Here is a 22,084-nt window from a genome sequence, read left to right as displayed (position 1 = left end):
CACATTTTATCAATGCTAAATTTAAGGGGAAGTACCATGTCGGGATTTGACAAAGTCGTCACTACCTATCAAGAAGCCATGGACGGGCTGACCGATGGTATGACAGTTATTGCTGGTGGTTTTGGGCTATGCGGCATTCCAGAAGGGCTCATTGCTCAAGTTAAAACGATGGGCACTAAAGGCCTTACTGTGGTTTCTAATAACTGTGGCGTAGATGGGTTTGGTCTAGGCATCTTGCTGGAAGACAAACAAATTAAGAAAATGGTGTCTTCTTATGTAGGTGAAAACGCCCTGTTTGAAAAGCAATTATTAAATGGCGAGCTTGAAGTTGAACTTACACCGCAAGGCACGCTAGCCGAGAAGATGCGTGCTGGTGGTGCAGGTATTCCCGCTTTTTATACTGCTACTGGCTATGGCACGCCTGTAGGCGAAGGTAAGGAAGTGAAAACGTTTAATGGCCGACCTTATATTTTAGAAGAAGCTATTAAGGGCGACTTTGCCATAGTGAAAGCGTGGAAAGCCGACCGTTACGGAAACTGTGTTTATCGTCATACTGCACAAAACTTTAACCCTATGGCAGCCACCGCGGGCACAATTACCGTTGTTGAAGCAGAAGAGATTGTTGAGCCAGGTGAGCTAAACCCTAGTGAAATTCATACGCCCGGCATTTATGTAAATAGAGTCATAAAAGGGGAATTTGAAAAACGCATAGAACGTAGGGTTGTTTCTAAAACTGCTCATAACACCACAGCAAAGGAGTCACAATAATGGCATTATCACGAGATCAAATAGCAATGCGTGTGGCTCAAGAATTCCAAGATGGTGACTATGTCAATTTAGGAATAGGTATTCCAACGTTGGCCGCCAGTTTTGTGCCTGAAGGCATTAGTGTAATGCTGCAATCTGAAAATGGTTTATTAGGTATGGGTCCCTACCCTCATGAAGATGAGCTAGACGCAGATATGATTAACGCGGGTAAAGAAACCGTTACCGCCATTACCGGAGCTTCAATTTTTAACTCTGCGGAAAGCTTCGCCATGATCCGTGGCGGCCACGTTGATTTTACCGTACTAGGCGCATTTGAAGTAGACGTAAACGGTAACATTGCGTCGTGGATGATCCCCGGAAAGCTTGTAAAAGGTATGGGCGGTGCTATGGACTTAGTGGCAGGCGCTAAAAATATAATTGTGACCATGACTCACACCGATAAACATGGCAACCCAAAACTGCTTAGTGAGTGCACCTTGCCGCTAACCGGTGTGAATTGCATAACCCGAATTATTACCGATCTTGCTGTATTAGAAGTGGTGGATGGCGCCTTTTTACTTAAAGAACGTGCTCCGGGTGTAACAGTTGAAGATATACAAGCAAAAACCGGCGGCAAATTAGTTGTTTCGGAAAATGTGACCGAAATGCAGGTATAACTGCATTTTCGCCAAGGTAAACGCATAGCAAGCTTTCATAATATCGGCCTTTAAGGGATAATACGCGATGATATTATTCATGAGGCCGAATCTTGCTAGTTACTGACTTACCCGTTCATCACAAAATCATTACCAAACTCGAAAGTAGAAACTTTACCGAGCTTACTGAAATTCAGGAAAAAAGTATGCTTCCTGCTATTCAGGGTAAAGATATTATTGCCTCATCTAAAACGGGATCGGGTAAGACACTCGCATTTTTAATTCCGGCCATAAATAGAATGATGTCGCAAAAGGCGTTAAGTCGACAAGACCCTCGCGCGCTTATTCTTGCACCTACTCGCGAATTAGCGAAGCAAGTTTTCATAGAAGCCAAAACCATGTGTACGGGATTGAACCTGTCTTGCACGTTGGTTGTGGGCGGCGAAAACTATAATGATCAGGTTAAAGCGTTACGCCGAAACCCACATATTATTGTGGGTACTGCTGGCCGGGTGGCTGACCATTTAAAAGATAAAAGCATATTTTTAAATGGCCTAGAGCTGCTTATTTTCGATGAAGCCGATCGCATGCTTGATTTAGGTTTTTCAGAACAGCTAAACATGATTAATGAATTTGCGAACCACCGTAAACGCCAAACCATGCTGTTTTCTGCCACATTGGATAGCATTGAACTTAATTACATGACTGCCCGTTTAACAAAAGCTGCTGTTCGCGTATCGGTAGGTGATTCAACGGCGCACCATGGCGATATACAACAACAGTGTTTCTTTGCTGATAATATCGAGCATAAAGACGCCCTACTTCATCACGAAATTTCAAACCGTACTTATAACCAAGCTATTGTCTTTACCGCAACCCGTGAAGATACCGACCGTTTAACCACCATGTTAAACAAAGACAAGCTTGAAGCCATCGCCTTACGAGGTGACTTACCACAAAATCAACGTGCTGCAATTATGAGTGAGTTCGCCCGAGGCCAGCATTCTGTTTTGGTGACTACCGATGTGGCATCACGAGGTTTAGATTTATCTAAAGTTGGTTTGGTTATTAATTTTGATTTGCCCAAAAATGCGGACGAATACATTCACCGTATTGGTAGGACGGGACGTGCTGGTCAAAAAGGCGAAGCCGCTTCATTTGTTGGCCCTCGCGATTGGAAGAGCTTTATAGCACTGAAGGCACATTTACAATATGACCTAGAGTGCGAGGCACACGAAGCACTACCTGCTAAATTCAAAGGAATTAAAGCCCCTACGCCTAAACAAGATACGCAGAAAAATAAAGCCAGTAAGCAAGATGGCGCAGAAGCAACTGTTGCTAAGAAAGTACGCCGCGTAGACACCATGGCAGGTACAGAAATTGGTATGGCGCCAGTAAAACGTAAACCAAGAAAAGTAGAACTTGAACCTGAAGATGATACCGAATTTGAATCTGGCATTAACCTAGATAACAGTGCTGATGATGATTTAGATAATAGCGATAAAACTAGCTAGGTATAGTTGAAACCAGAAATATTTCTGGTTACAGATTTAAATTTTTGCAAGGGAGCCTAAGGGCTCCTTTTTCTTTTTTATTGCAAATTACCCATCAATTTACTTAATCGCTGCCACAGCATTTTAAAATAATACATCTTATTCCCCTAACACACGATTTTGGTATTTTTTATTTCATGAGCAAAAATCACCATTAAGATTTGTTTTATTTTCTGGTGTTAGCGGTTAATCTGACAATATGAATAAAATTAAACACTTTATTTTGGGGTGTTTAGACAGGCCGCATTGGGGTCTCGTAAATTGTTAGTTCCCAAGCGGTATCCAATTGTTCAAAGTAATGAATTTGAATTTTGTAACAGTAGAACTGCCTAACTCGCCTGCGACTGTTAGTTAAAAGTTATATGCTTCTTGGATATTTAGAAAAGGAATTTTAATGAATAAACAAAGCAAAGTATTTCATCCAGTTACAAGAGCATGCGCAATGCTCGGTGCTGTTATTTGTGGCTTTTTTGCATTCACTCTGTTCGTTTCTAGTCTAATTGCCTTACCCGATATTATTACTGCATTAAAGGGCTGCTCTAAGGCTATTCTAATAGCTGCTCTTGCGTGGGCCTTTTGGTATGCGGCTAAATATAGTAAAAACCCTTTCCTCATCACACCATTTACCAAGCCGGAATAACGGATACATAATTCAAGGACGTATATGAACCCACCATACAACTCAATAAACTCGCTCACTACGTTCGCTGGAAAGCATACACGCAGGGCCGCTTCGCTAATATGTCCTACGTGCATGCGCGCGGTATTGAGAAGTTAGGAGACAAGGATGGAACACTTAAAATTAGCAATGCCGGGTTTAGCCTAAATTGCGATTCAATTCATCGGAATAGTAGTTCCGCAAATATTTTATCTAGTGAACCCTGTTTATTTATGGATTGCGATATGCACCGTAGGGCTTCCATGCTTATTCATTTCATTTACATTTTGGGCACTAAGACTATTTAAATTCTTTAAAAAAACATATGTATTTAGAATTTTTCTAGCTATTTCTCTAATAATTTCAACTATTCCATCAATGATTTTTTTTATTGAAATCTGGCTTCACTTTAAACCGTCTGACGGTCCTGCTCTTGGTTATATGGGAGTCTTTTATTTAGGCTACGCGTATTTGTGGTTGCCAATGTTGATTATATTAACTTTCTATGTAACAAAGGTTCCCAACAAGACACTTACAGTAAGACGATAAACGCATGGTTTTCGTTTATACCTCACTAATCTTAACCGCATATATTAGACCTCATTGTGAGGCGTAATATGCCAACGGCAATAACATTACTCGGCGGCGCGACTATTTGTAAGTTACATTTACGGGCAATTTAAAGCCCAATAAAACTCAAAGAGGGACAAAATGCCAATTAAAAAATGGATATTTCAATACAGCATCGCTTTGCCTCTAGTGTTCGCGTTACTTTCGAGCATTCAATACATTAAAGGACATACGGTTTCTTACTCTTTGGTCTTTGGTATGACTTGGTCTTTTATTTCAGTAGCAATATTCGCTACGCGCAGAGCATATAACTTTAAGAAAAATATCGACTGCCAATTATGCAACGACTTAACCCAAAGTGATTCACAACAAAAGTAGATTTAGACATGACTTATGGGGTATTTATCAAGTAAATCAACCTTTTGCGCGGGCTGGGATTCAAACGCGCGTGCTGACTTGCTTCGCTAAAGCCCGTGTAAAAACACTCCTTTTTTAGAAGCTATGTGTCTATAAACTGGAAATGCGTACTATGAAAGAATGGCTTAAAAAAGTAGAAAACGCTTTATCTAAAGCTCTGAAATCTGTAGATAGCAGCGATGAAATCCCTAGAGAGAATATGTATATGCTCGCTCCTATTATTTATTCTCAGGCCCATAACATGAATAATGGGCAGTTGTTAAAGGAAATGATAGAAGCAAATGATGAACAATTTAGGGAAGATTGTTCTCATGATGAAAATTCAAAACTCCAGTACAAGTACCATTATGTGTCTTCTTTTTTGAATTGCTATGTTGTCGCTGGAAAAATTGATGAGATGAAGTTCGATAAAATAATGGATTATATAAACGAAAAGTTGAATCTTTTTGAAGACGAATATAAATAGTACCTGAATCAGTGACGAGTATTGCTTAAGATTACAGATCGGAGCAGTCACTGTTTTATCGCTCTTTAACAATCGATTTTATTCGTACTGATGTGCGCTTGCATTGCAGGCTACTGATTTTTGCCTATTAAAGGATTTTTCTCTGGTTAAAATTCAAACAATTTTGACCGATTTGGCATGCTGAGGCCTGGCTACTAGCCATGCAAGGAATGTTTGGTATATCGAGTATGTCAGGTAATGTGATACACGCGATTGAATGCGCTAAAGCCTGGACAATGAGAGCCAAACTTAAGTGTCAGCTGTCTACCGCTCTTCACGAGTCGGCAGGCCAGATACATCAACTCTTGCATAACGGTTTTCAATCGGCGACGTTTCGCTGAGTGCCGCACAGGTGAGTCAGATTGCATTAAGCCGCGTAAACCGATCCAGCGTAAGATGTTATAAGCCATGACGGCAAAGCCCATGACCAGATCGTTGGTCGCGAACTTCCCAGATGGCAGGCGCTCTAGATCCAAGTCAGTCTTGAACTCGCTATGGAACTGTTCACACAGCGCATGCCCTTTGTAGAGTTTAATCACCGTGGCGTCATCTGCCACATCTGAAGACAATGAGGTCAACCAGCCATCTAAGCTGATTTCAGGCTCCAAGAACAACTGACCTTTGGCATCAGAGTGTCTCACCGTAACTTTGACCACTCGACGCGTATTGGCCGCATCATCCAGCTGTTGAGAGAACACGGCTTCCATTTTACCGGGTCGTGGATGATGCCACTTCGCATGTGCACAGGCTTCATCGTACCATTGCCAGACATCCTGCTTTCGTGGGTTCCATTTAATCAGGAAGTCGACGTTTTGGTTGTTCAGAAAAACACGGTTTTCAAGCGCATCATGTGCACTATCCAGTCGGATCAGTAATGACTGATCGGTCAGCTGACGTGCTCTTGGAATCACGCGTTGAAGTACATTGATAAACTCAGCATTAGCATGCTGGCTGCCAGGGCGTAACTCACAACCTAAGCACCACCCTTGCTGACCCAAATAGGCAGCAATCGGCGCATAGCCATCATGCCCTTTGTAAGTGTAGGAAACACCTTCCTTTTTAGTGTCACTGTTATCCATGGGGAACACGTCCATATCCAAGGGAATATGCCCTGTTGAGAGCTCTGTTAGTGGAATGGATGCATTCTGTAAAAACTCAACACTGGCCGAACTTAACAGTGGTAGTAAATTAACGGCATCTTCATCAAAGCGCTGACGTAATCGCGCGGATGAGGGTGATTGTTTGATACCCATGGCGGCCTTGAAGTAGGGATCATGTCTGGCTTGTTCGACGGCTTCAAAGTCACTTTTGCCCAAGCAAACGAGTCCTACATACGTACGAATAAGATCGATATTAGCGATACCATGGCGTTTAGCGACATCACGAGAAGTCTTATGAAGTGATGTCATTTGGTTGATGCAATGACCAATGAGAGCAAGACCACCATGAGGTGTGATCACTTCGGTTTTAGACTGAACAAGCTTGAACTTACGCATGGTAGTAACATCACTGATTGGGTGAATGGACAGTGATGACTATTTTAACGTTGGAAGCCTTGCTATTGCAGGGTTTTGAACACATTTATTGAATCTGAAGTCACGGATTCAGGTAGTACTAAAGCACATAACCTGCGACGGTTTTCTCCTCTTAAGATCTGTGACTGCCTTTTTGCTACTTCGCCTCTGAGCCGCTTAGCATTAGCTAATCTTAAATAGTAATGTAACAAACTTTAAAAATTAACATTTTTTAAAAAATGAAAGGAATCAAACGGTGTTGAAAATAGTTAAATATTTTAGTTTTATAGTTCTCATCATATTAATTTTGTTAGTTGGGTTTGTATTCATTACTCCAATGACATTCGATTCTAGTACTCCCCCTTTGAACTATGGAAAAGTTGATGCTGAGCTTTTTTTGGGTGAAGGTAAGGAACAAGCTTTACTTGTATACTTTGGCGGTAGTGAAGGCGGAAATAGTATGACAAAGCCTCATAACATTAAAGAAAGACAACAATATATTGATCAAGGATATGCGATGTTAGCTGTTGGATATTTTGGTATGGAAGGTATACCTCAAGAGCTAGATCGAATTTCTTTAGATGCTATTTATAATGAAATAGTTCTAACATTAAATAACCCAAGATTAAATTCTAATTGTGTCGCTGTTATGGGTGGCTCTAAGGGAGCTGAATTAGCACTTACCTTGGCTTCTAAATACACACAAATAAATGGTGTTGTTTCATTAGCTGGAAGTCATGTTGTATTTGCTGGCCCTTCTTTTTTTGCTGATGGCAAAACCTCTTCATTTATGTTTAATGACCAAGAGCTCCCTCACGTACCACTAACGCTGAATATTTTACCATCAGTTTTAATGGGTGATTTACGACGTGCTCATGAAATAGCACTAGAGGATATTGATGCTGCCGAGGCCGCTAGAATAAAGGTTGAGGATATTAATGGCCCTATTCTGTTGGTTTCTGGTGAAAAAGATCACATATGGCCTTCACAAGAAATGTCAGTAGAAGTTATAGAGAGATTGAAAACAAAAGGCTTCCCCCATCCTTTTAAACATATTGCTGTACCTAACGGAAATCATTTTCAACCTCAAAATGATTTCCACCCGGAAGTGATTAAATTTTTGAATGAAAAATTCTTGCCTTACTGCCATGCCTCTTATCAGACCATCACCTGACATGAGCGATAAGGTTCGTAAATTCGCTCGTACAATTAGCAGTAGATTATTGTCGCTGTTTTCATTTAAGTACTAAAGGATTCTAGATGGGTAGGAATAATCAACTAATAATAGCCGGCGGTTTGAGCTTTCTAGCCGCACTACTGCACATTGGTTGTATTTTCGGGGGCCCAGACTGGTATCTCTTCTTTGGCGCAGGCGAGAGAATGGCTACACTCTCAGCAGAGGGTTCCCCCTACCCTACATTTGTTACATTAGGTATTGCCTCAGTGCTAATCGGATGGGGTTTATATGCTTTATCTGGGGCTGGTGTAATTTTTAAACTACCTTTGCTCAAAACCTGTTTAGTGTTAATTACCACAGTTTATTTATTACGTGGATTTGCCGGCTTAGCAGGACCGTTTATTACTTCAGCGCCTGTTATTCATCAAAACTCTATTTCGTTTTGGATAGTTAGCTCTTTAGTATGCTGTATCTTCGGTACATTTTATCTATTAGGCACAATAAAGTTGTGGCGGCAGTAAATATATTTCATTTTGCATCTGGAAACCGCACTTTGCTAGTTCATGGGACAAAAGAAAAATAGAATTTGCCGATGCCGTCCCCCTGATGGATCAGAATACCTTTTAGCGATAGGTTACCCTTGCGCTAACGGAACATAAGCAACGTTACCTGCTATTATGGCAACGCTTACTTTAAGTTTCAGCAGAATAGTACTCGCCCTTATTGGGTTGTTCTTTTTAAGGAAGATATGCGTAGCATTCAAATTTTAGGCTTAATAAGCGCACTCGTTGCTCTAGTAGTTTCGTACTGGTCAATATTTATCATAACTCCGGTATCAAGCGAGTCTGCCGCTAGTTCGGTAGGCTTAGTATAAATGTTTGTTATTGTTCCTTTATTTGGGTTTTCTGCCACCCTATTAATCCCATCGTCCTTAGCTTTAGTAAATGCTAAGTTTAGAAGAGCCACCTTCTTCTTCGGTAAATTTTGGTACTGTGTATGGGGTATTAATAGCTTTTTTTCATTGGCCTATTTAGCCGTGGGATTATACTTTTCTTACCTTTATCTTACTGTTGGTTATGGGAATTAAACTCACGATTAAAAATTTTCAAAGTCATCTACTCAAATAATGGCTAATAGGGAAAAGCCAATGAGACAGTTTCTTTTAAGTTTGTTTGTATCAACCCTGCTTGGTGCTGCTATTTTATTTTTTTCACCCTATTTTATCGGTGAAATTGAGCCTTGGAGCTCAGATTCCTATTACTACACTGGCGCGCTAGTCTTGGCAGGTTTTATAATGCTTGTTGATCGGCATGCTTCTTACGAAAGCATTTTTATAGGCATTGTGCTTGGGCAGGCTATTTACATGTTTACTTTTATACCTGTAGATTCATTGGTTGGTGTTGCTTTGGTTATTATGGCCTTTAAAAGCTTGTTGTCTTGTGTAGGTCTATTGTTAAAGTCAGCAATTAGTGACGTTTTGCATTTGATTAAAGGGAACACCTAACATTCTGTTAAATATGTTCTCACCCCACTTAGTCACTGTTTTAAAGATAAACTGAATCGCCTGTCGAAGTTTTTTTATCAAGGGTTACTTGCACTTCACACGGCGGACAATTTGCTATTACAAAACTATGAAGTGGCCAGTAACTATTGTGTTTCTATACTGGCTCCCTCTAATAGCATCGCCTACCCTGCTGTTTTAGACGATTGCTGTACGGCGTTATTTAGCTGATTAAGCTCTTTTTCAGTAAGGTTTCGCCATTGGCCTGGCTTTAAGTTACCTAGCTCTAGATGCATAATGCGCGTGCGTTTCAACTTGGTAACTTCATAACCGAGGAACTCGCACATGCGACGGATTTGTCGGTTTAAGCCTTGGGTTAGAATAATTGAAAATTGAAACTTACCACGAGCATTTACCTTACACGGTTTAGTTACCGTTCCTAAAATGGGAACGCCTTTTGCCATTTTTTGTACAAAACGCTCACTAATGGGCTGGTTAACTGTCACTTCGTATTCTTTGTCATGGGAATTTTCAGCGCGCAGAATTTTATTCACAATGTCGCCGTCACTGGTCAGAATAATCAATCCTTCTGATGGCTTATCAAGTCTGCCTACTGGAAAGATTCTCTGTTTGTGCTTGATTGCATCAATGATGTTGCCTTTCACATGACGCTCGGTAGTGCAGGTAATGCCAATGGGCTTGTTGTATACCAAGTAAATGCGGTCTGATTTATCTTCGGCTACCGCTTTAACAAGCTTTCCATCAACCTTCACTTTATCGCCTTGCGCAACTTTGGTGCCCAGCTCAGGCAGCTTATCGTTAATGGTAACTCGATTTTGCTCAATTAATTTATCAGCTTCACGTCGTGAGCACAGTCCTGTATCACTGATATATTTATTAAGACGTTTTGTTACCTCAGAGCTCATGCTAAAAGTCCTTACCCTTTTTTCTAAACGACAACGTGAGTAAACCGTGCCGGTTGTATTCTCAACTTTATTACCGTTAATTTTACTATAAAAAAAGCGAGCTAAAAGCTCGCTTTTTTAACATTCAGTTAGTATTAATATTCCCACCAACACTCTTGCCACCACTCAAGGAATTCCTCAAAGTCGATATAGCCGTCGTTATTGCTGTCTATTAATTTAAAACCTTCCTGTACATGGCTGGCTTTTGTTTTTGGCGAAATAACGGTTAATAACTCGATAAACTCCGTTAAATCAATCTGACCATTACCATCTTGGTCGAAGAAGGTAAAATCTTTCTTTATTTCTTCAATTTTTTCGTCTGAAAGTTGAGCGGTCACACGCTTTCCCTTTTTTTAGCAACTACATAGAGGGTGAGTGTAACGCCCTTATTGAGTAGTGTCTATGCCTGATTTTCTCTTGCTTTTAACGCGCGTTCACGTTGCAAACGGGCTTTTTCATCACGCTTTTGTTCCATGGTGATCCGCGCCTCTGTACCCACGTGTTCTTGCTGCCTCATCTTCGCAAGATTAACTTGTTTTTCACGTTCACGAAAACGAGAAAGTTGATCTTCTGTATGGGTACCAAAACAATGCGGGCAGCTTACGCCAGACTCATACTTCTCACTTTGCATGTCTTCATCTGTAATCGGTAAGCGACAGGCATAACATTGATGATAGTCACTTTTTTCAAGATCGTGATTCACAGCCACACGATTATCAAATACAAAACAGTCACCTTCCCACAGTGATTCTTCTTTTGGTACATCTTCTAAATATTGAAGAATACCGCCTTCCAGATGGTATACCTCGTCAAACCCCTGCTCTTTTAAATAGGCCGTAGATTTTTCACAGCGAATACCGCCGGTGCAAAACATGGCTACTTTTTTGTTTTTCTCTGGGCTTAATGTTTTAGCGACATATTCTGGAAACTCGCGAAAAGTCTCCGTTTTTGGGTCGATAGCGTGCTTGAAAGTGCCGATTTCGATTTCATAGCCGTTACGGGTGTCTATCACGGTGACGTCGGGATCGCTAATTAGCGCGTTCCAGTCACTAGGTTTCACGTACGTACCTACGGTTTTACGCGGGTCGATACCTTCAACACCCATGGTGACGATTTCTTTTTTAAGTTTTACCTTGGTGCGGTAGAAAGGCTGTTCTTCGTGAAGTGACTCTTTACAAGAGATAGGATTAATTCTCTCGTCGGCGTTAAGATATTGGAGTAATCCGTCAATACCTTCTCGCGTGCCTGAAACGGTGCCATTAATGCCTTCGCTGGCAAGTAAAAGCGTACCTTTAATGCCATTAGATTCCATGGCAGTTAATAGTGGTTGGCGCATGGCCTCGAAGTTTTCAAGCGCGACGAACTTGTACATCGCGCAAACGATATATTTAGACATAGTAGTATTTACCTTTGCTAGTTGGAACGTAAAACCAGTGCAAAAATGCGGCGCGCACTATATCAAACCAGTTTTAAAATTTCCAGTTAGGCAGCAAGAAAGGATTCAGACTGCTCAATAATGTCACTAAGCATTGTGTTGTCTTCATCAATAGAAGTGGAATAAGTAGCGGCAATGCGCTTTTGAGTGGCTAACGAACAGTTCGTAATAATATCTTGGCTGATTTTTTTGGCGTCATTCGTTTGTGCAAGAGGTACTGGGTGCATTTCATTGTGAAGGCGTACTTCGTCAAACTGCAGTGATATGGGCTCATGCAGTGCTACTTGATGCGCTATTGTTTGAGACAATCGATTCATGTGCAACCAATCTGACTCACTCGCACAAAGTGGTGCTCTACGGTAGAAATTAAGTGCTTCTAGCCGCTGTGTAATACCACTAGTGGCTTCGTCTTCGTTTGGGCTTTCTATCGATATAGTGTCGGCAAGTGCACTTTGTTGCATTGCCAAATACAAAGCAAAAAGCGTGGCATTACCCGCTGCTTTTGACAGAGTACCGTTCCATTCCCAAGCCATACTGGGGTCTATGGATTTATTTACATTTATATCGTTATCAGACACAAAAATAGGAAGATTTAAAATTCATACCTATAGTGTCGGCAAGATAATGTTTTTCTTAAGCTTATTCTTGCCCTTATCGGTATTTTAAACAATCATATATAGAACCTCTCAAGTAGTTAAAGTGTCATGGTTATCATTGGATGAAAAATGAACTTTTCGGATAAGCAGGTGCTTATTGTTGAAGATCAACGCCCTTTTCTCTTACTGCTTCGTGGATTATTACACTCCATGGGTGCAAGTGACGTTGTCACTAAATCTTCTGCGGAAAAGGCCCTGTCTCTTTGTAAAAAGCAAAAATTTGATATTGTTGTTTGCGATCTTCATTTAGGGGTAGACAAGAAAAACGGTTTCGAGCTTATTGAAGAGCTTAGAATAAAACGCTTAATTAAACCCACCACCGTGTTTATATTAATTAGCGCTGATAGTGCGCGCCCTGTGGTACTTGGCTCTATTGAGCGACGCCCTGATGATTATCTTATTAAGCCTTTTTCGCAAGTACAACTTAAAACACGTATTACCCGTGCCTGGCAGAAACGGCAGTTTTTAGGGGCAGTATTACAAGAGGTGGCCAATGAAAATATCAACAATGCTATCGATTTGTGTGAAGATCTTATTGGTACCCCATCGCCCTACAAAGGTACCTGTGAGCAGTTGTTGGTTGAACTGTATTTGCGCCTAGAGCAATACGACAAAGCGTTGGACGTACTTTCGCCCTACTTAGAAGGAAAGCCAATAATTTGGGCCAAAGTTGCGTTGGCAAAAACCTATCTCGCCTCAGAAAAATACGATAAAGCCATAGGTATTGCCGAGGATATTATTAAACGCAACCGGTTTAATGCCGAGGCGCATGATGTATTGGCGAAAGCCAATGATGCAAAGAACCAAGGCGAAATTGCAATTTCTGCTATCAAGCAGGCTATAAAACTTTCGCCCTTTTCGTTGCCTAGGCATTTTAGTGCATGCTCTATCGCGCGAAACCATAACGATTATATTTTAGCCTCTACCTCTAGTTTGGCCATTTGGGATTTATCGAAAAGAACCGTGCATCAAAACAGCCTGCATTGGTGTGGGTTTATTCGAAGCTTGCTTGATGTCGCCGAATATACAGATGACAAACGTACACGAAACCGCTATCAACAAGAGGCTTTACTTGCCCTGCAACGAGGTAAGTTTGATGAAAACATACTACGAATAGATGAAGATTTTGACGTCAGTATTTTTGGCAGCATTATTAACGCCCGAGTTAATGCTATTGATGGAAAAATGCTGGATGCAAAAAAGAACTTGGCGCAATCACAAGCTGCTATAGACGAAAAATACACCACGCCGCCAATCGCATTTATTCCAGATAGCCTTAAAGTCATGTACGACCTTGGTGAATATGAAGATGCACTACAACTTCAAGATATTATTAAGCAGCAGAATTTAGAATTCGATTCCAACAGCAACTTTTTATTGCATTCTGAGACGACCAAAGCCCAACAAAATCTTACAAATTATCAGCAGTTTAACCGTGAAGGCATTCAGCTTTATCAACAAGGACAATATGAAAAAGCAAAAGACTCTTTTGCTCTTGCGCAAGGTTTTTCGCCGGTAAATACAGGTGTAGCGCTCAACTTACTGCAGTGCTTATTACAAATATTAAGCAAGAACCAAAAGCCAGATCCTGATTTATTTAAACAATGCCGTCGACTTTATAAACTCATTGACGACATGCCACTAAAGGCTCAACACGAAGAAAAATACTCCACGCTTCGCAATGACTTAGACACTTTTATGGGAACAACATAATGATAATAACCCAATCTAAAAAAATCTGTGCGCTTGCTAGCCTACTTTCAGTTTTAGCACTTAATGGGTGCAGCCAAACACCACCTTGTGAAGACATTGTAGAAGTAAATCGCCAATTACATGTATGCAAAAGTTTGTCGAAAGTGATGAATGACAACCGCTATCCCCAACAAGCTATGTCAGCGAAAAAACGTTATGAAAGTGAATGTGAAAACTTCAGATACTATCGAGATGATTACGACACTATTTGTAAAGGAGAGCAGCAAGCCATTGGTAAAAAGGCACAAGCTGCGGTTAAAAAGGAAAGTTTGCCGGCCAAAGACTACTAAGTAGAAGGTTCTTTATGTACCCAGCTTTATTTGGGAATGTCGTACATAAAACTTACATGCGCAACTAGTTTTGATTGGCGATGTGGTTTTGATTTAACCATGTTACGGTACGGTGAAGCGCCATGTGAGTAGCAACATCTTTTCAATGGGGCGTATAAGTAGGCGACAATAAGTAGGCGAGAAAAGGATATGAATATGTCTAAACGCGTTGCAGTGCTAACATCAGGTGGTGATGCACCAGGAATGAATGCTTGTATTCGAGCTATTGTTATAGCCTGTGAAAGGCACGGATTTACACTATTTGGTTATCAGCATGGGTATAATGGCTTACTTGAGCAAGAGTACGAAATACTTGCGCTTCAAGCAACGCACAACCTCATTCAGCAAGGGGGCACCGTGCTGCACAGCGCCCGTTGTGAACCTTTCAAAACCGACGAAGGTGCGAAAACTGCTGCCACAAACCTAACAGAACTAGAGATTGATACCCTAATTGTGATTGGCGGCGATGGGTCTTTTAGAGGCGCCGATCACTTAGCTGATTTCTGGCACGGTCAAATCATTGGTATTCCCGGCACTATAGATAATGATGTGGCTGGCACCGATGCTACCATAGGTTATTACACCGCTATCGATACCGTTGTTTCATCAATCGATAAAGTGAGGGACACCGCAGACGCTTTTGAACGTATTTTCATTGTAGAAGTGATGGGCAGACATGCCGGTTTTCTTGCGCTAAATTCCGCCCTCGCCTCGGCGGCCGATTACGTTATTTTGCCAGAAACCTTTCAACATTGTGACGCAGAATTGGATAAAATTACGGAGCAAATTGAGAAGAGAAGGCAACTCAAAGGCGCGATTAGTTTTATCATAGTGGTAGCTGAAAATGTGTGGCCTGGTGGACTTAACGATTTGGCCGACAAACTGGTATCAAAAACCCAGTCTGAAGTTCGACCTGTAACGCTAGGGCATGTTCAGCGTGGTGGTTCACCGGTGAGTCAAGACCGGTTGCTTGCCACTAAGTTAGGCACCTATGCGGTAAGTTTAGTGGGCAGTGACACCAACGGTATTATGGTAGGTGAACTTAATGGTACGCCGAGTGAAATTGCCTTAACGGAAACATGGGAGAAGGATAAACCCCTAAACCCTTCCAGTATGGAAACCATGCTCACCATCATGAATGAGCGCTATTAAAATAAAGCTAATTGGGTAATACACCACCAAAATAGTTATGCGTAACCAAATATTATCCATATATATCAAAAAGTTGAATTAATATATTGGTAAACACAAAAATGCCCGATTTCTCGGGCATTTTTCGTCAATCTTACTGTTCGCATAGCCAGTTTGTAGCTATGGTACCAAAGCTTTTAGCCTTACATTTTCATAGCCGCTTTTACTTTATCTCTATGACTACGGCTAACTTTTAGTTCGGTGTCATTTTGCAAAATAAGGTGATATTCACCGCTAATGTGGCTTACCAATTTTTTCACGAAACGAATATTGGCTATGGCAGAACGATGTACTCTAACAAACCATTGAGGGTTAAGCTCTTGCTCAAGCTCTTTCATGGTTTTACGCATAATATGCATGCCATCTAATGCGTGAACACACATATAATCACCCGCAGCATCTATCCACTGTATGTCTTGTACGTTCACCCTAGTGACTTCAGAACCATCTTTTATGGCTAAAACATCTGGATAAGGGTTAGTTTCTACCGGCTCGCCATTGGCAAGCTTACGCAAGATTTCTTCGCAATCGTCGCCAGTAAGTTCGGCAACCAAATTTACCAAACGTTTTGACTGTTCATCTTGATGCTGTGTAGCGAAGTATTCTCGCACTTTTACTAGGGCATCTTTAAGGCGTTCATCGTCAGCAGGCTTTAACAAGTAGTCTAGAGCATGCACATCGAATGCTTTAATCGCATAACTGTCATACGCAGTAACAAACACGACCATAGGGATAGGTTGATTAAGCTCTCGTAGCTTATGAATTACCTGAAAACCATTTAGCCCAGGCATTTGAATATCAAGAAAGACTAAGTCAGGGCGAAGTTGTGAAATGCTACTTACCGCTTCTAGCCCATTTTGACACTCTGCCAGTACCTGAATGTCGTCATGACGTTCTAACCTAGCGCGAAGTCCACGGCGGGCGAGTGGCTCATCGTCCACCACCAAGGTTTTAATTACTTGCTTTGTCATGCGCATACATCCTTTACTTCATAGGGAATACGAATTCGAACCCGCACACCCGACGGCTGATTATCTTCAATCGAAAATGCGAAATTGCGTTGATACAGTGAATGCAATCTTTCTTTAATATTTGCCAGTCCAACACCATTTTCACGGCTTAACTGACCATCTACAATGTTGGCACCGGGCCCATTATCAGCCACATCCATGAGTAAATCGTTTCCAAACGCGCGGGCTGTTATCGCAATTTGACCACCGTTCTCCATTTTAGAGATGGCGTGCTTAACAGCATTTTCAATAATAGGCTGCAATATCATGCTAGGAACAAGTGCATTCTCACACTCTTCATCGATATTCCATACTACTTCTAATCTGTCATCAAATCGTACTTTTTCAATCTCAAGATATAACCGCAAGGCCTTTATTTCCTGGCCTAAAGGTACTCGTTTAATAGGGTCATTATCTAAAGAATAGCGTAAAAAGTCGCTCAAGCGAGAGACCATGGCCTCTGCAGTATCGTTTTCTTTTAACAACACTAAGGTAGAAATTGCGTTTAACGTGTTGAACAAGAAGTGAGGATTGAGCTGATAACGCAGCATCTTTATATGCGCTTGATGAGCCATAGTGCTGGCTTTAAGGGCATTTTGCTTTTCTTTTTGTAACATCTGGAAGTTTTTTATGCCGAAGTAAACACCACTCCAACACCCCACCATGATGAGTGAGTTAATTGTATTGGTAAAATACATGTACCAAGCATCAGGCCGGTAACCATGCTTGTAAATTTCCCAATAGTTTATATTTTTAACCACAGCCCACAATAACGCTATCAAATAACAAGACGCTATCACTGTCATCAACATGTTCAGCGGCGACTGTTTTCTTGCCCAGCGATAAACGTATCGCAATGGTATAGTTAGCAACCAGCCAGCATAGGCATTGAGTAATATGATAAATACCCAAATTGGCCTTACATCGTGAAGGAACGAGCCAATATAATAAATGATGGCAAAACCTGCCCAGCCTGCGCTGTGCAAAGTCCAAAATAATCTTTCGTTACTTTCAATAACGCGCTGAAAGCGGCTCACATGTTTACCAGTGGTTGAATTGATTGATAGATTATACGCAAGGTAAGCCCCTTGCGGAGCATCTTGGTCGTACTTCATATGCGACTTGTCGCACGCTTTGCTAAGATTAGTGACTGCAACTAATAACTAATATTCAATCTCTTAAGCCAATGCATCCACCACCATGCAGGACCCACAAGTAAAAATTGAAGATCTTCTAAAAATGAGGGCTTTTTACCTTCAATTTTATGACCTATAAATTGCAGTATCCACATGACAATAAACAGTGATAGACAGAACAGCCAAACACTTACGCCATAGTAGGCAATCAAATTAATACCACCGAAACAAGCTATGGTAAGCAGTGTCATGGCCGCGCCAATTGGCCCAGACAATTTGAAATAATAAAATAGGATTGGAATGGCGATAATATGCGCCCACGTCACATTGAAATCGGCAATGAAATCGGGCACCGGTACGGCCCAAATAAGTCCTAAAGTGACAAAATAGATGCTGGGCACCGCAATGGCATGAATAAGCACATTGGTTTTATTTTGATGGCTTTCGTTATATTGCAGTAATAGCTTTTCAATCGTTCTCATAGCAAATTCCACTTATTGTTATAATAATTGTTTTATTTTTTTGTTGTGAACATCGTATTAACTAATTAGCGTATGGCCTGCTAACAGCGCATTGACGGCATCGTCGTCGCTATCGAATTTCAAGCCATAATAAACAAAGTCTGATTCTAGCTGGTTATTTTTAACAGTGGCATTCAACGTGGCCTCTTTACCATCAGTTGAATAAACTAATGCAATTTTAGTTTCATCAATCATGATTGGCCATTCAGGCTTAAGAGGTAAGGCTATGCGGCAGCCATCGTTAGAAATATCCACTATAATACCGGTCACATGTTCAGACTCAGGAAAAGCTTCACAGGAGACTTTAACCGCAATACCAGGCTGCGCCCGCTTATTGGCACGAAGGCCTATCGATTCGATTCGACGAGGAAAGCTGGTAATCAACAACCCTGAGGGTTTAGCCAATAATTTGAGTACCTTTACCCTAAACGCTATGACCTGCCCGGCATCGCCTTCCAGTACAAAGCGCACTACAACGTCGTTGCCCACCGTCAATAAGTCTCTTACCACTATCCATTTTGCAGAAGTGGGGATCTGGAATATCATGCAGGTGGCCATTTCCATACCTACATAAGCAGTTTTCACCCGCTTAGGTGCCGTTGGTGTTGTAATTTGTAAATCTACCACTGCACCAGGTGGTAAGGCACACAAATTATCGACGTCTTCTCGGTTAAGTTGACTACTTACTGCATTTTCTGACATGTATTTAAGAACATTCTTATTATACTTACGCTAAATGTAACCAATTTTGTGTCGGCTGACAAAACCTTCTCTATCAGGCATGATGTCGCCATATTTTTTATGATACGAATAATTTTTTATAAAGGTCACCATGAATAACGCTTCACTTCACTACCAATTGTCGATTTACTCGTGGCAACAACATTTATTTGATGTAACGTTAACTGTGCCATCTCACGAATCACAAAGCTTATCGCTCACGTTACCGTCTTGGATCCCGGGCAGCTACATGGTAAGAGACTTTGCCAAAAATATAGTGTCGTTAGCAGCTAAGAATACTGAATCTAACGAACCGATTGCATGCGCTAAGTTAGATAAGCAAACCTGGCGAGTCGACACTCAGGGTGAGGCAGTCACTATTACCTATCGGGTGCATGCCAACGACTTATCAGTGCGTTCTGCGTTTATTAACGACGAATATGCCTTTATAAACGGCACTAGTGCATTTCTTAGCGTTGAAGGCTTTGAACAACAACCATGTAAATTACAAATCATTAAACCCGCGGTGGCGAATTGGCGTGCCTATACCAGTATGCCAATGACTGACGATATGCCAGATAGCTGGGAATATGAAGTGGCAGACTTTGCTGAGTTTATCGATCACCCTCTTTATATTGGGGTATGTAACTTTCACAACTTTGAAGTGGAAGGCGTTACCTTCGAGTTGTTATTCTCTGGCAGAAATAACCTCGACATAGAGCGCATTGCCAATGACTTAACCCCAATTTGTAAGCATCACATGCAGTTGTTTGGCGATCCGCAGCCTATTAAACGTTATTTGTTTATGACCTTGTTGGCAGATACTGGCTTTGGTGGTTTAGAACACCGTGATTCCACCGCTCTACTCTTTCCCCGCTTCGACCTTCCCATGGTGGGCGAAAGCGATACCAAAACCGATGGTTACATTACGTTTTTAAGTTTGTGCAGCCACGAACTTTTCCATACATGGCATGTTAAGCGAATTAAACCAGAGGTAATGGTTAAGCCTGATTTGCAAAAAGAAACGTATACCAACCAACTGTGGATTTATGAAGGCTTTACCAGCTTTTATGATGACGTTACCTTAGCGCGTGTAGGCGCTATCAGCCCACAAAAATACTTAGACATTGTGTCGCAAAATATAACGCGCCTGCTGCAAAATGCGGGCAGGTTCAAACAATCGGTAGCAGAAAGCAGCTTTGATGCATGGACAAAATTTTATAAGCAAGATGCCAGTGCTACTAACGCGATTGTTAGTTACTACACCAAGGGCGGCATTATTGCGTTCGGACTAGATTTGTTACTACGTGAAAAATCAAATAATGAAATCAACTTAGATTTGCTAATGCGTCATTTATGGGATCAGTACGGCCGAGACGAAAAAGGCACGCCCGACGATGTCATTGCCACTTTATGTAAGCAAGATTTAGATATTGATATTTCTGACTATCTTGCTGATGTGGTTTACGGTACGAAAGATGTGCCGTTAGAGAATTGGTTGTCGAACATTGGCGTTGAATTACTCACCCGTACTAAAGTATCAGCTGACGATAAAGGTGGCAAAACAAGCGCCGAGGGTATGAAAAGACAATTGGGTGCTAACTGCAAACCTGCCCCGTTAGGGTTAACGGTTACTCAAGTCTTCGAAGGTCTAGCAGCTGCCGACGCGGGTATTATGGTTAACGATATCATTATTGCCGTAAATGGTTTTGTGGTGAACCAAGCGAAATTACAACGTATATTAGATGCAACAAATACCGGGCAAGTTAGCCTTTCACTTATTCGAGATGGCCGATTGTTAACAGGCGATCTTGATATTAGAAATGCACGAGAAGATGTGTGCAACTTTTCAATAGCGGATGAGCGCAAATTTTCGGCATGGTTGGGGCTTAACTAGCGATTCTTAATTAATCTTTATTAATCTTTGCTTATGTAGATTAGCGCTGTTGAAGAATCGCAAATACGTTTGGATACTAGTAGATACAAAAATGGGCTACCGTGTTGGGTAGCCCTTTTAATTTTAAGGCGATGGCCGGAGCCGTTAGCCTTTTTAGGCGTTCCCGCTCTATTCTGGGGTTCCCGCTCTATTCAGGGGTTCCCGCTCTATTCTGGGGTTCCCGCTCTATTCTGGGGTTCCCGACACTACCGTCTGTGGGTCGAGACGCATCTTGCCTAAGTTAATTCGCCAATCTAGGTGTGGCCCCGTTGCTCTACCCGTAGCGCCAATGGTGCCAATCTGCTCGCCTTGCGCTACCGTATCGCCAACTTTCACAGTGATAGAGTCTAAGTGAAGGAAAGTAGAAAAGACGCCCATTCCATGGTCAAGAATTAACGTATTACCTGAATAATATAAATCTTCTGCCAAGGTTACTGTGCCTTCAACGGGCGCGGTAACTGGCGCGCCTGTTGGCCCACCTACATCAACGCCAAAGTGTGGCCATTTTGGCACACCATTCAATACACGCTGGCTTCCGTATACGCCGGTTATCGGCCCTTTTGCTGGCCACTCAAATCGGGTAAACAATGCGTCGGCATCGGTTACTTTACTTCGTGCAATCGACACATTAACGTTGTCTTGCCTAATTCTTTCAAGCACGGCTTTTGGCGGTGTCACCATCTTAGAATCAAGCCCATCTATACGTTGAATGTTGTATTCACGTTTAGTGAGGGTAATATCCCGTACTAATGTGGTGCCATCGGGAAGTTCAACATTAAGCGTGTGAGAAAGGCTTGCATCACGAGGAAAACCAAACACGAATTTTCCTTCGCTATTAAGCGCTAATGTTTCTCCATCAAGGGTAACAATTGCATCAGGGGCAACTTGCCCTCTTATCAAACTCCCTTGTGTTAGGGTACCATTTAGCGTTATCCCATCTTGCTGCGCGTGAACAGCAGTTAAACTACCACCCAACAATAGTAAGACTGACATGCCAGCAGAACGTGCTGCGACTTTTAGTGAGTTAATCACACTAGATTGGACAGACTCTACACCCTTAACCCTAGAACTCATTACTACTCCTTTCTCGCACTTTAATCACACTTGATTCGCATCGATGCTGAATTTATAAAGT

General features: G+C 41.6%; 23 protein-coding genes. 13 read left to right on the top strand and 10 right to left on the bottom strand.

Annotation, left to right across the window (positions count from 1 at the left end):
• Positions 1-36: 36 nt before the first annotated feature.
• The 6 genes from AMBT_RS07685 (at position 37) to AMBT_RS07660 (ending at position 5,067) form a co-directional block, all read left to right on the top strand.
• Positions 37-768 (top strand): CoA transferase subunit A, encoded by a 732-nt coding sequence (locus AMBT_RS07685; protein WP_013784048.1) that lies wholly within the window; start codon positions 37-39, stop codon positions 766-768.
• Positions 768-1,424 (top strand): CoA transferase subunit B, encoded by a 657-nt coding sequence (locus AMBT_RS07680; RefSeq protein ID WP_013784047.1) that lies wholly within the window; start codon positions 768-770, stop codon positions 1,422-1,424. The genes AMBT_RS07685 and AMBT_RS07680 overlap by 1 nt, the downstream gene beginning before the upstream one ends.
• A gap of 92 nt (positions 1,425-1,516) precedes the next feature.
• Positions 1,517-2,917, top strand: coding sequence for a DEAD/DEAH box helicase (locus tag AMBT_RS07675; protein ID WP_013784046.1), 1,401 nt, complete (start codon positions 1,517-1,519; stop codon positions 2,915-2,917).
• Positions 2,918-3,350: 433 nt separating this feature from the next.
• On the top strand, positions 3,351-3,596 hold the full coding sequence (locus tag AMBT_RS22585; RefSeq protein ID WP_013784045.1) for a hypothetical protein: 246 nt from the start codon (positions 3,351-3,353) through the stop codon (positions 3,594-3,596).
• Between the two features lie 729 nt (positions 3,597-4,325).
• The gene (locus AMBT_RS07665) at positions 4,326-4,562 is read left to right on the top strand and encodes a hypothetical protein (protein ID WP_013784044.1); all 237 of its coding nucleotides are present in this window, start codon (positions 4,326-4,328) and stop codon (positions 4,560-4,562) included.
• A 151-nt stretch (positions 4,563-4,713) separates the two neighbouring features.
• On the top strand, positions 4,714-5,067 hold the full coding sequence (locus AMBT_RS07660) for a hypothetical protein (RefSeq protein ID WP_013784043.1): 354 nt from the start codon (positions 4,714-4,716) through the stop codon (positions 5,065-5,067).
• Positions 5,068-5,297: 230 nt separating this feature from the next.
• Here AMBT_RS07660 and AMBT_RS07655 read toward each other — a convergent pair whose 3' ends face one another.
• Positions 5,298-6,602: an IS1380 family transposase gene (locus tag AMBT_RS07655; RefSeq protein WP_013784042.1), complete on the bottom strand. Its 1,305-nt coding sequence runs from the start codon at positions 6,600-6,602 to the stop codon at positions 5,298-5,300.
• Positions 6,603-6,876: 274 nt separating this feature from the next.
• Here AMBT_RS07655 and AMBT_RS07650 point away from each other — a divergent pair, with 274 nt between their 5' ends.
• From AMBT_RS07650 to AMBT_RS07635, 3 genes are all read left to right on the top strand, one after another.
• Positions 6,877-7,794, top strand: a complete 918-nt coding sequence (locus AMBT_RS07650; RefSeq protein ID WP_013784041.1) for an acyl-CoA thioester hydrolase/BAAT C-terminal domain-containing protein — start codon at positions 6,877-6,879, stop codon at positions 7,792-7,794.
• A gap of 86 nt (positions 7,795-7,880) precedes the next feature.
• Entirely contained in the window at positions 7,881-8,318 is a 438-nt protein-coding gene (locus AMBT_RS07645) for a hypothetical protein (protein WP_013784040.1), read from the top strand.
• Between the two features lie 626 nt (positions 8,319-8,944).
• Complete coding sequence (locus AMBT_RS07635; RefSeq protein WP_013784038.1) at positions 8,945-9,301, top strand: hypothetical protein; 357 nt, start codon at positions 8,945-8,947, stop codon at positions 9,299-9,301.
• Between the two features lie 182 nt (positions 9,302-9,483).
• Here the strand turns inward: AMBT_RS07635 and rluF are convergent, their stop codons facing one another.
• The 4 genes from rluF to AMBT_RS07615 form a co-directional block, all read right to left on the bottom strand.
• Complete coding sequence (rluF, locus tag AMBT_RS07630; RefSeq protein WP_013784037.1) at positions 9,484-10,224, bottom strand: 23S rRNA pseudouridine(2604) synthase RluF; 741 nt, start codon at positions 10,222-10,224, stop codon at positions 9,484-9,486.
• Between the two features lie 134 nt (positions 10,225-10,358).
• Positions 10,359-10,601, bottom strand: coding sequence for an EF-hand domain-containing protein (locus AMBT_RS07625; RefSeq protein ID WP_013784036.1), 243 nt, complete (start codon positions 10,599-10,601; stop codon positions 10,359-10,361).
• A 62-nt stretch (positions 10,602-10,663) separates the two neighbouring features.
• The gene (trhO, locus tag AMBT_RS07620) at positions 10,664-11,659 is read right to left on the bottom strand and encodes an oxygen-dependent tRNA uridine(34) hydroxylase TrhO (protein ID WP_013784035.1); all 996 of its coding nucleotides are present in this window, start codon (positions 11,657-11,659) and stop codon (positions 10,664-10,666) included.
• Positions 11,660-11,745: 86 nt separating this feature from the next.
• The gene (locus AMBT_RS07615; RefSeq protein ID WP_148259085.1) at positions 11,746-12,231 is read right to left on the bottom strand and encodes a VC2046/SO_2500 family protein; all 486 of its coding nucleotides are present in this window, start codon (positions 12,229-12,231) and stop codon (positions 11,746-11,748) included.
• 192 nt (positions 12,232-12,423) lie between these two features.
• On the opposite strand from AMBT_RS07615, the gene AMBT_RS07610 reads away from it, so the two are divergent.
• The 3 genes from AMBT_RS07610 to AMBT_RS07600 all read left to right on the top strand — a co-directional run bounded on the left by AMBT_RS07610 (position 12,424) and on the right by AMBT_RS07600 (position 15,587).
• Positions 12,424-14,067: a tetratricopeptide repeat-containing response regulator gene (locus AMBT_RS07610; protein WP_013784033.1), complete on the top strand. Its 1,644-nt coding sequence runs from the start codon at positions 12,424-12,426 to the stop codon at positions 14,065-14,067.
• Positions 14,067-14,396 carry a hypothetical protein gene (locus tag AMBT_RS07605; protein WP_013784032.1) on the top strand — a complete coding sequence of 110 codons (330 nt, stop codon included), beginning with the start codon at positions 14,067-14,069 and terminating at the stop codon, positions 14,394-14,396. Before AMBT_RS07610 ends, AMBT_RS07605 begins: the two co-directional genes overlap by 1 nt.
• A 195-nt stretch (positions 14,397-14,591) precedes the next feature.
• Positions 14,592-15,587 carry an ATP-dependent 6-phosphofructokinase gene (locus AMBT_RS07600; protein ID WP_013784031.1) on the top strand — a complete coding sequence of 332 codons (996 nt, stop codon included), beginning with the start codon at positions 14,592-14,594 and terminating at the stop codon, positions 15,585-15,587.
• A gap of 182 nt (positions 15,588-15,769) precedes the next feature.
• On the opposite strand, the gene AMBT_RS07595 is transcribed toward AMBT_RS07600, so the two are convergent.
• The 4 genes from AMBT_RS07595 to AMBT_RS07580 form a co-directional block, all read right to left on the bottom strand.
• On the bottom strand, positions 15,770-16,597 hold the full coding sequence (locus AMBT_RS07595; RefSeq protein ID WP_013784030.1) for a LytR/AlgR family response regulator transcription factor: 828 nt from the start codon (positions 16,595-16,597) through the stop codon (positions 15,770-15,772).
• Positions 16,594-17,673, bottom strand: a complete 1,080-nt coding sequence (locus AMBT_RS07590) for a sensor histidine kinase (RefSeq protein ID WP_041452856.1) — start codon at positions 17,671-17,673, stop codon at positions 16,594-16,596. Before AMBT_RS07590 ends, AMBT_RS07595 begins: the two co-directional genes overlap by 4 nt.
• A gap of 119 nt (positions 17,674-17,792) precedes the next feature.
• Positions 17,793-18,254, bottom strand: a complete 462-nt coding sequence (locus AMBT_RS07585) for an Mpo1 family 2-hydroxy fatty acid dioxygenase (RefSeq protein ID WP_013784028.1) — start codon at positions 18,252-18,254, stop codon at positions 17,793-17,795.
• 57 nt (positions 18,255-18,311) lie between these two features.
• Complete coding sequence (locus AMBT_RS07580; protein WP_013784027.1) at positions 18,312-18,995, bottom strand: PilZ domain-containing protein; 684 nt, start codon at positions 18,993-18,995, stop codon at positions 18,312-18,314.
• A gap of 130 nt (positions 18,996-19,125) precedes the next feature.
• On the opposite strand from AMBT_RS07580, the gene AMBT_RS07575 reads away from it, so the two are divergent.
• Positions 19,126-20,910: a M61 family metallopeptidase gene (locus tag AMBT_RS07575; RefSeq protein ID WP_013784025.1), complete on the top strand. Its 1,785-nt coding sequence runs from the start codon at positions 19,126-19,128 to the stop codon at positions 20,908-20,910.
• Positions 20,911-21,135: 225 nt separating this feature from the next.
• Here AMBT_RS07575 and AMBT_RS07570 read toward each other — a convergent pair whose 3' ends face one another.
• On the bottom strand, positions 21,136-22,023 hold the full coding sequence (locus AMBT_RS07570; RefSeq protein WP_013784024.1) for a M23 family metallopeptidase: 888 nt from the start codon (positions 22,021-22,023) through the stop codon (positions 21,136-21,138).
• Between the last annotated feature and the right edge of the window lie 61 nt (positions 22,024-22,084).

Origin of the sequence: Alteromonas naphthalenivorans (genome assembly GCF_000213655.1) — a bacterium.
Lineage (GTDB): Bacteria > Pseudomonadota > Gammaproteobacteria > Enterobacterales > Alteromonadaceae > Alteromonas > Alteromonas naphthalenivorans.
This window is presented reverse-complemented; position numbering and strand designations above follow the sequence as displayed.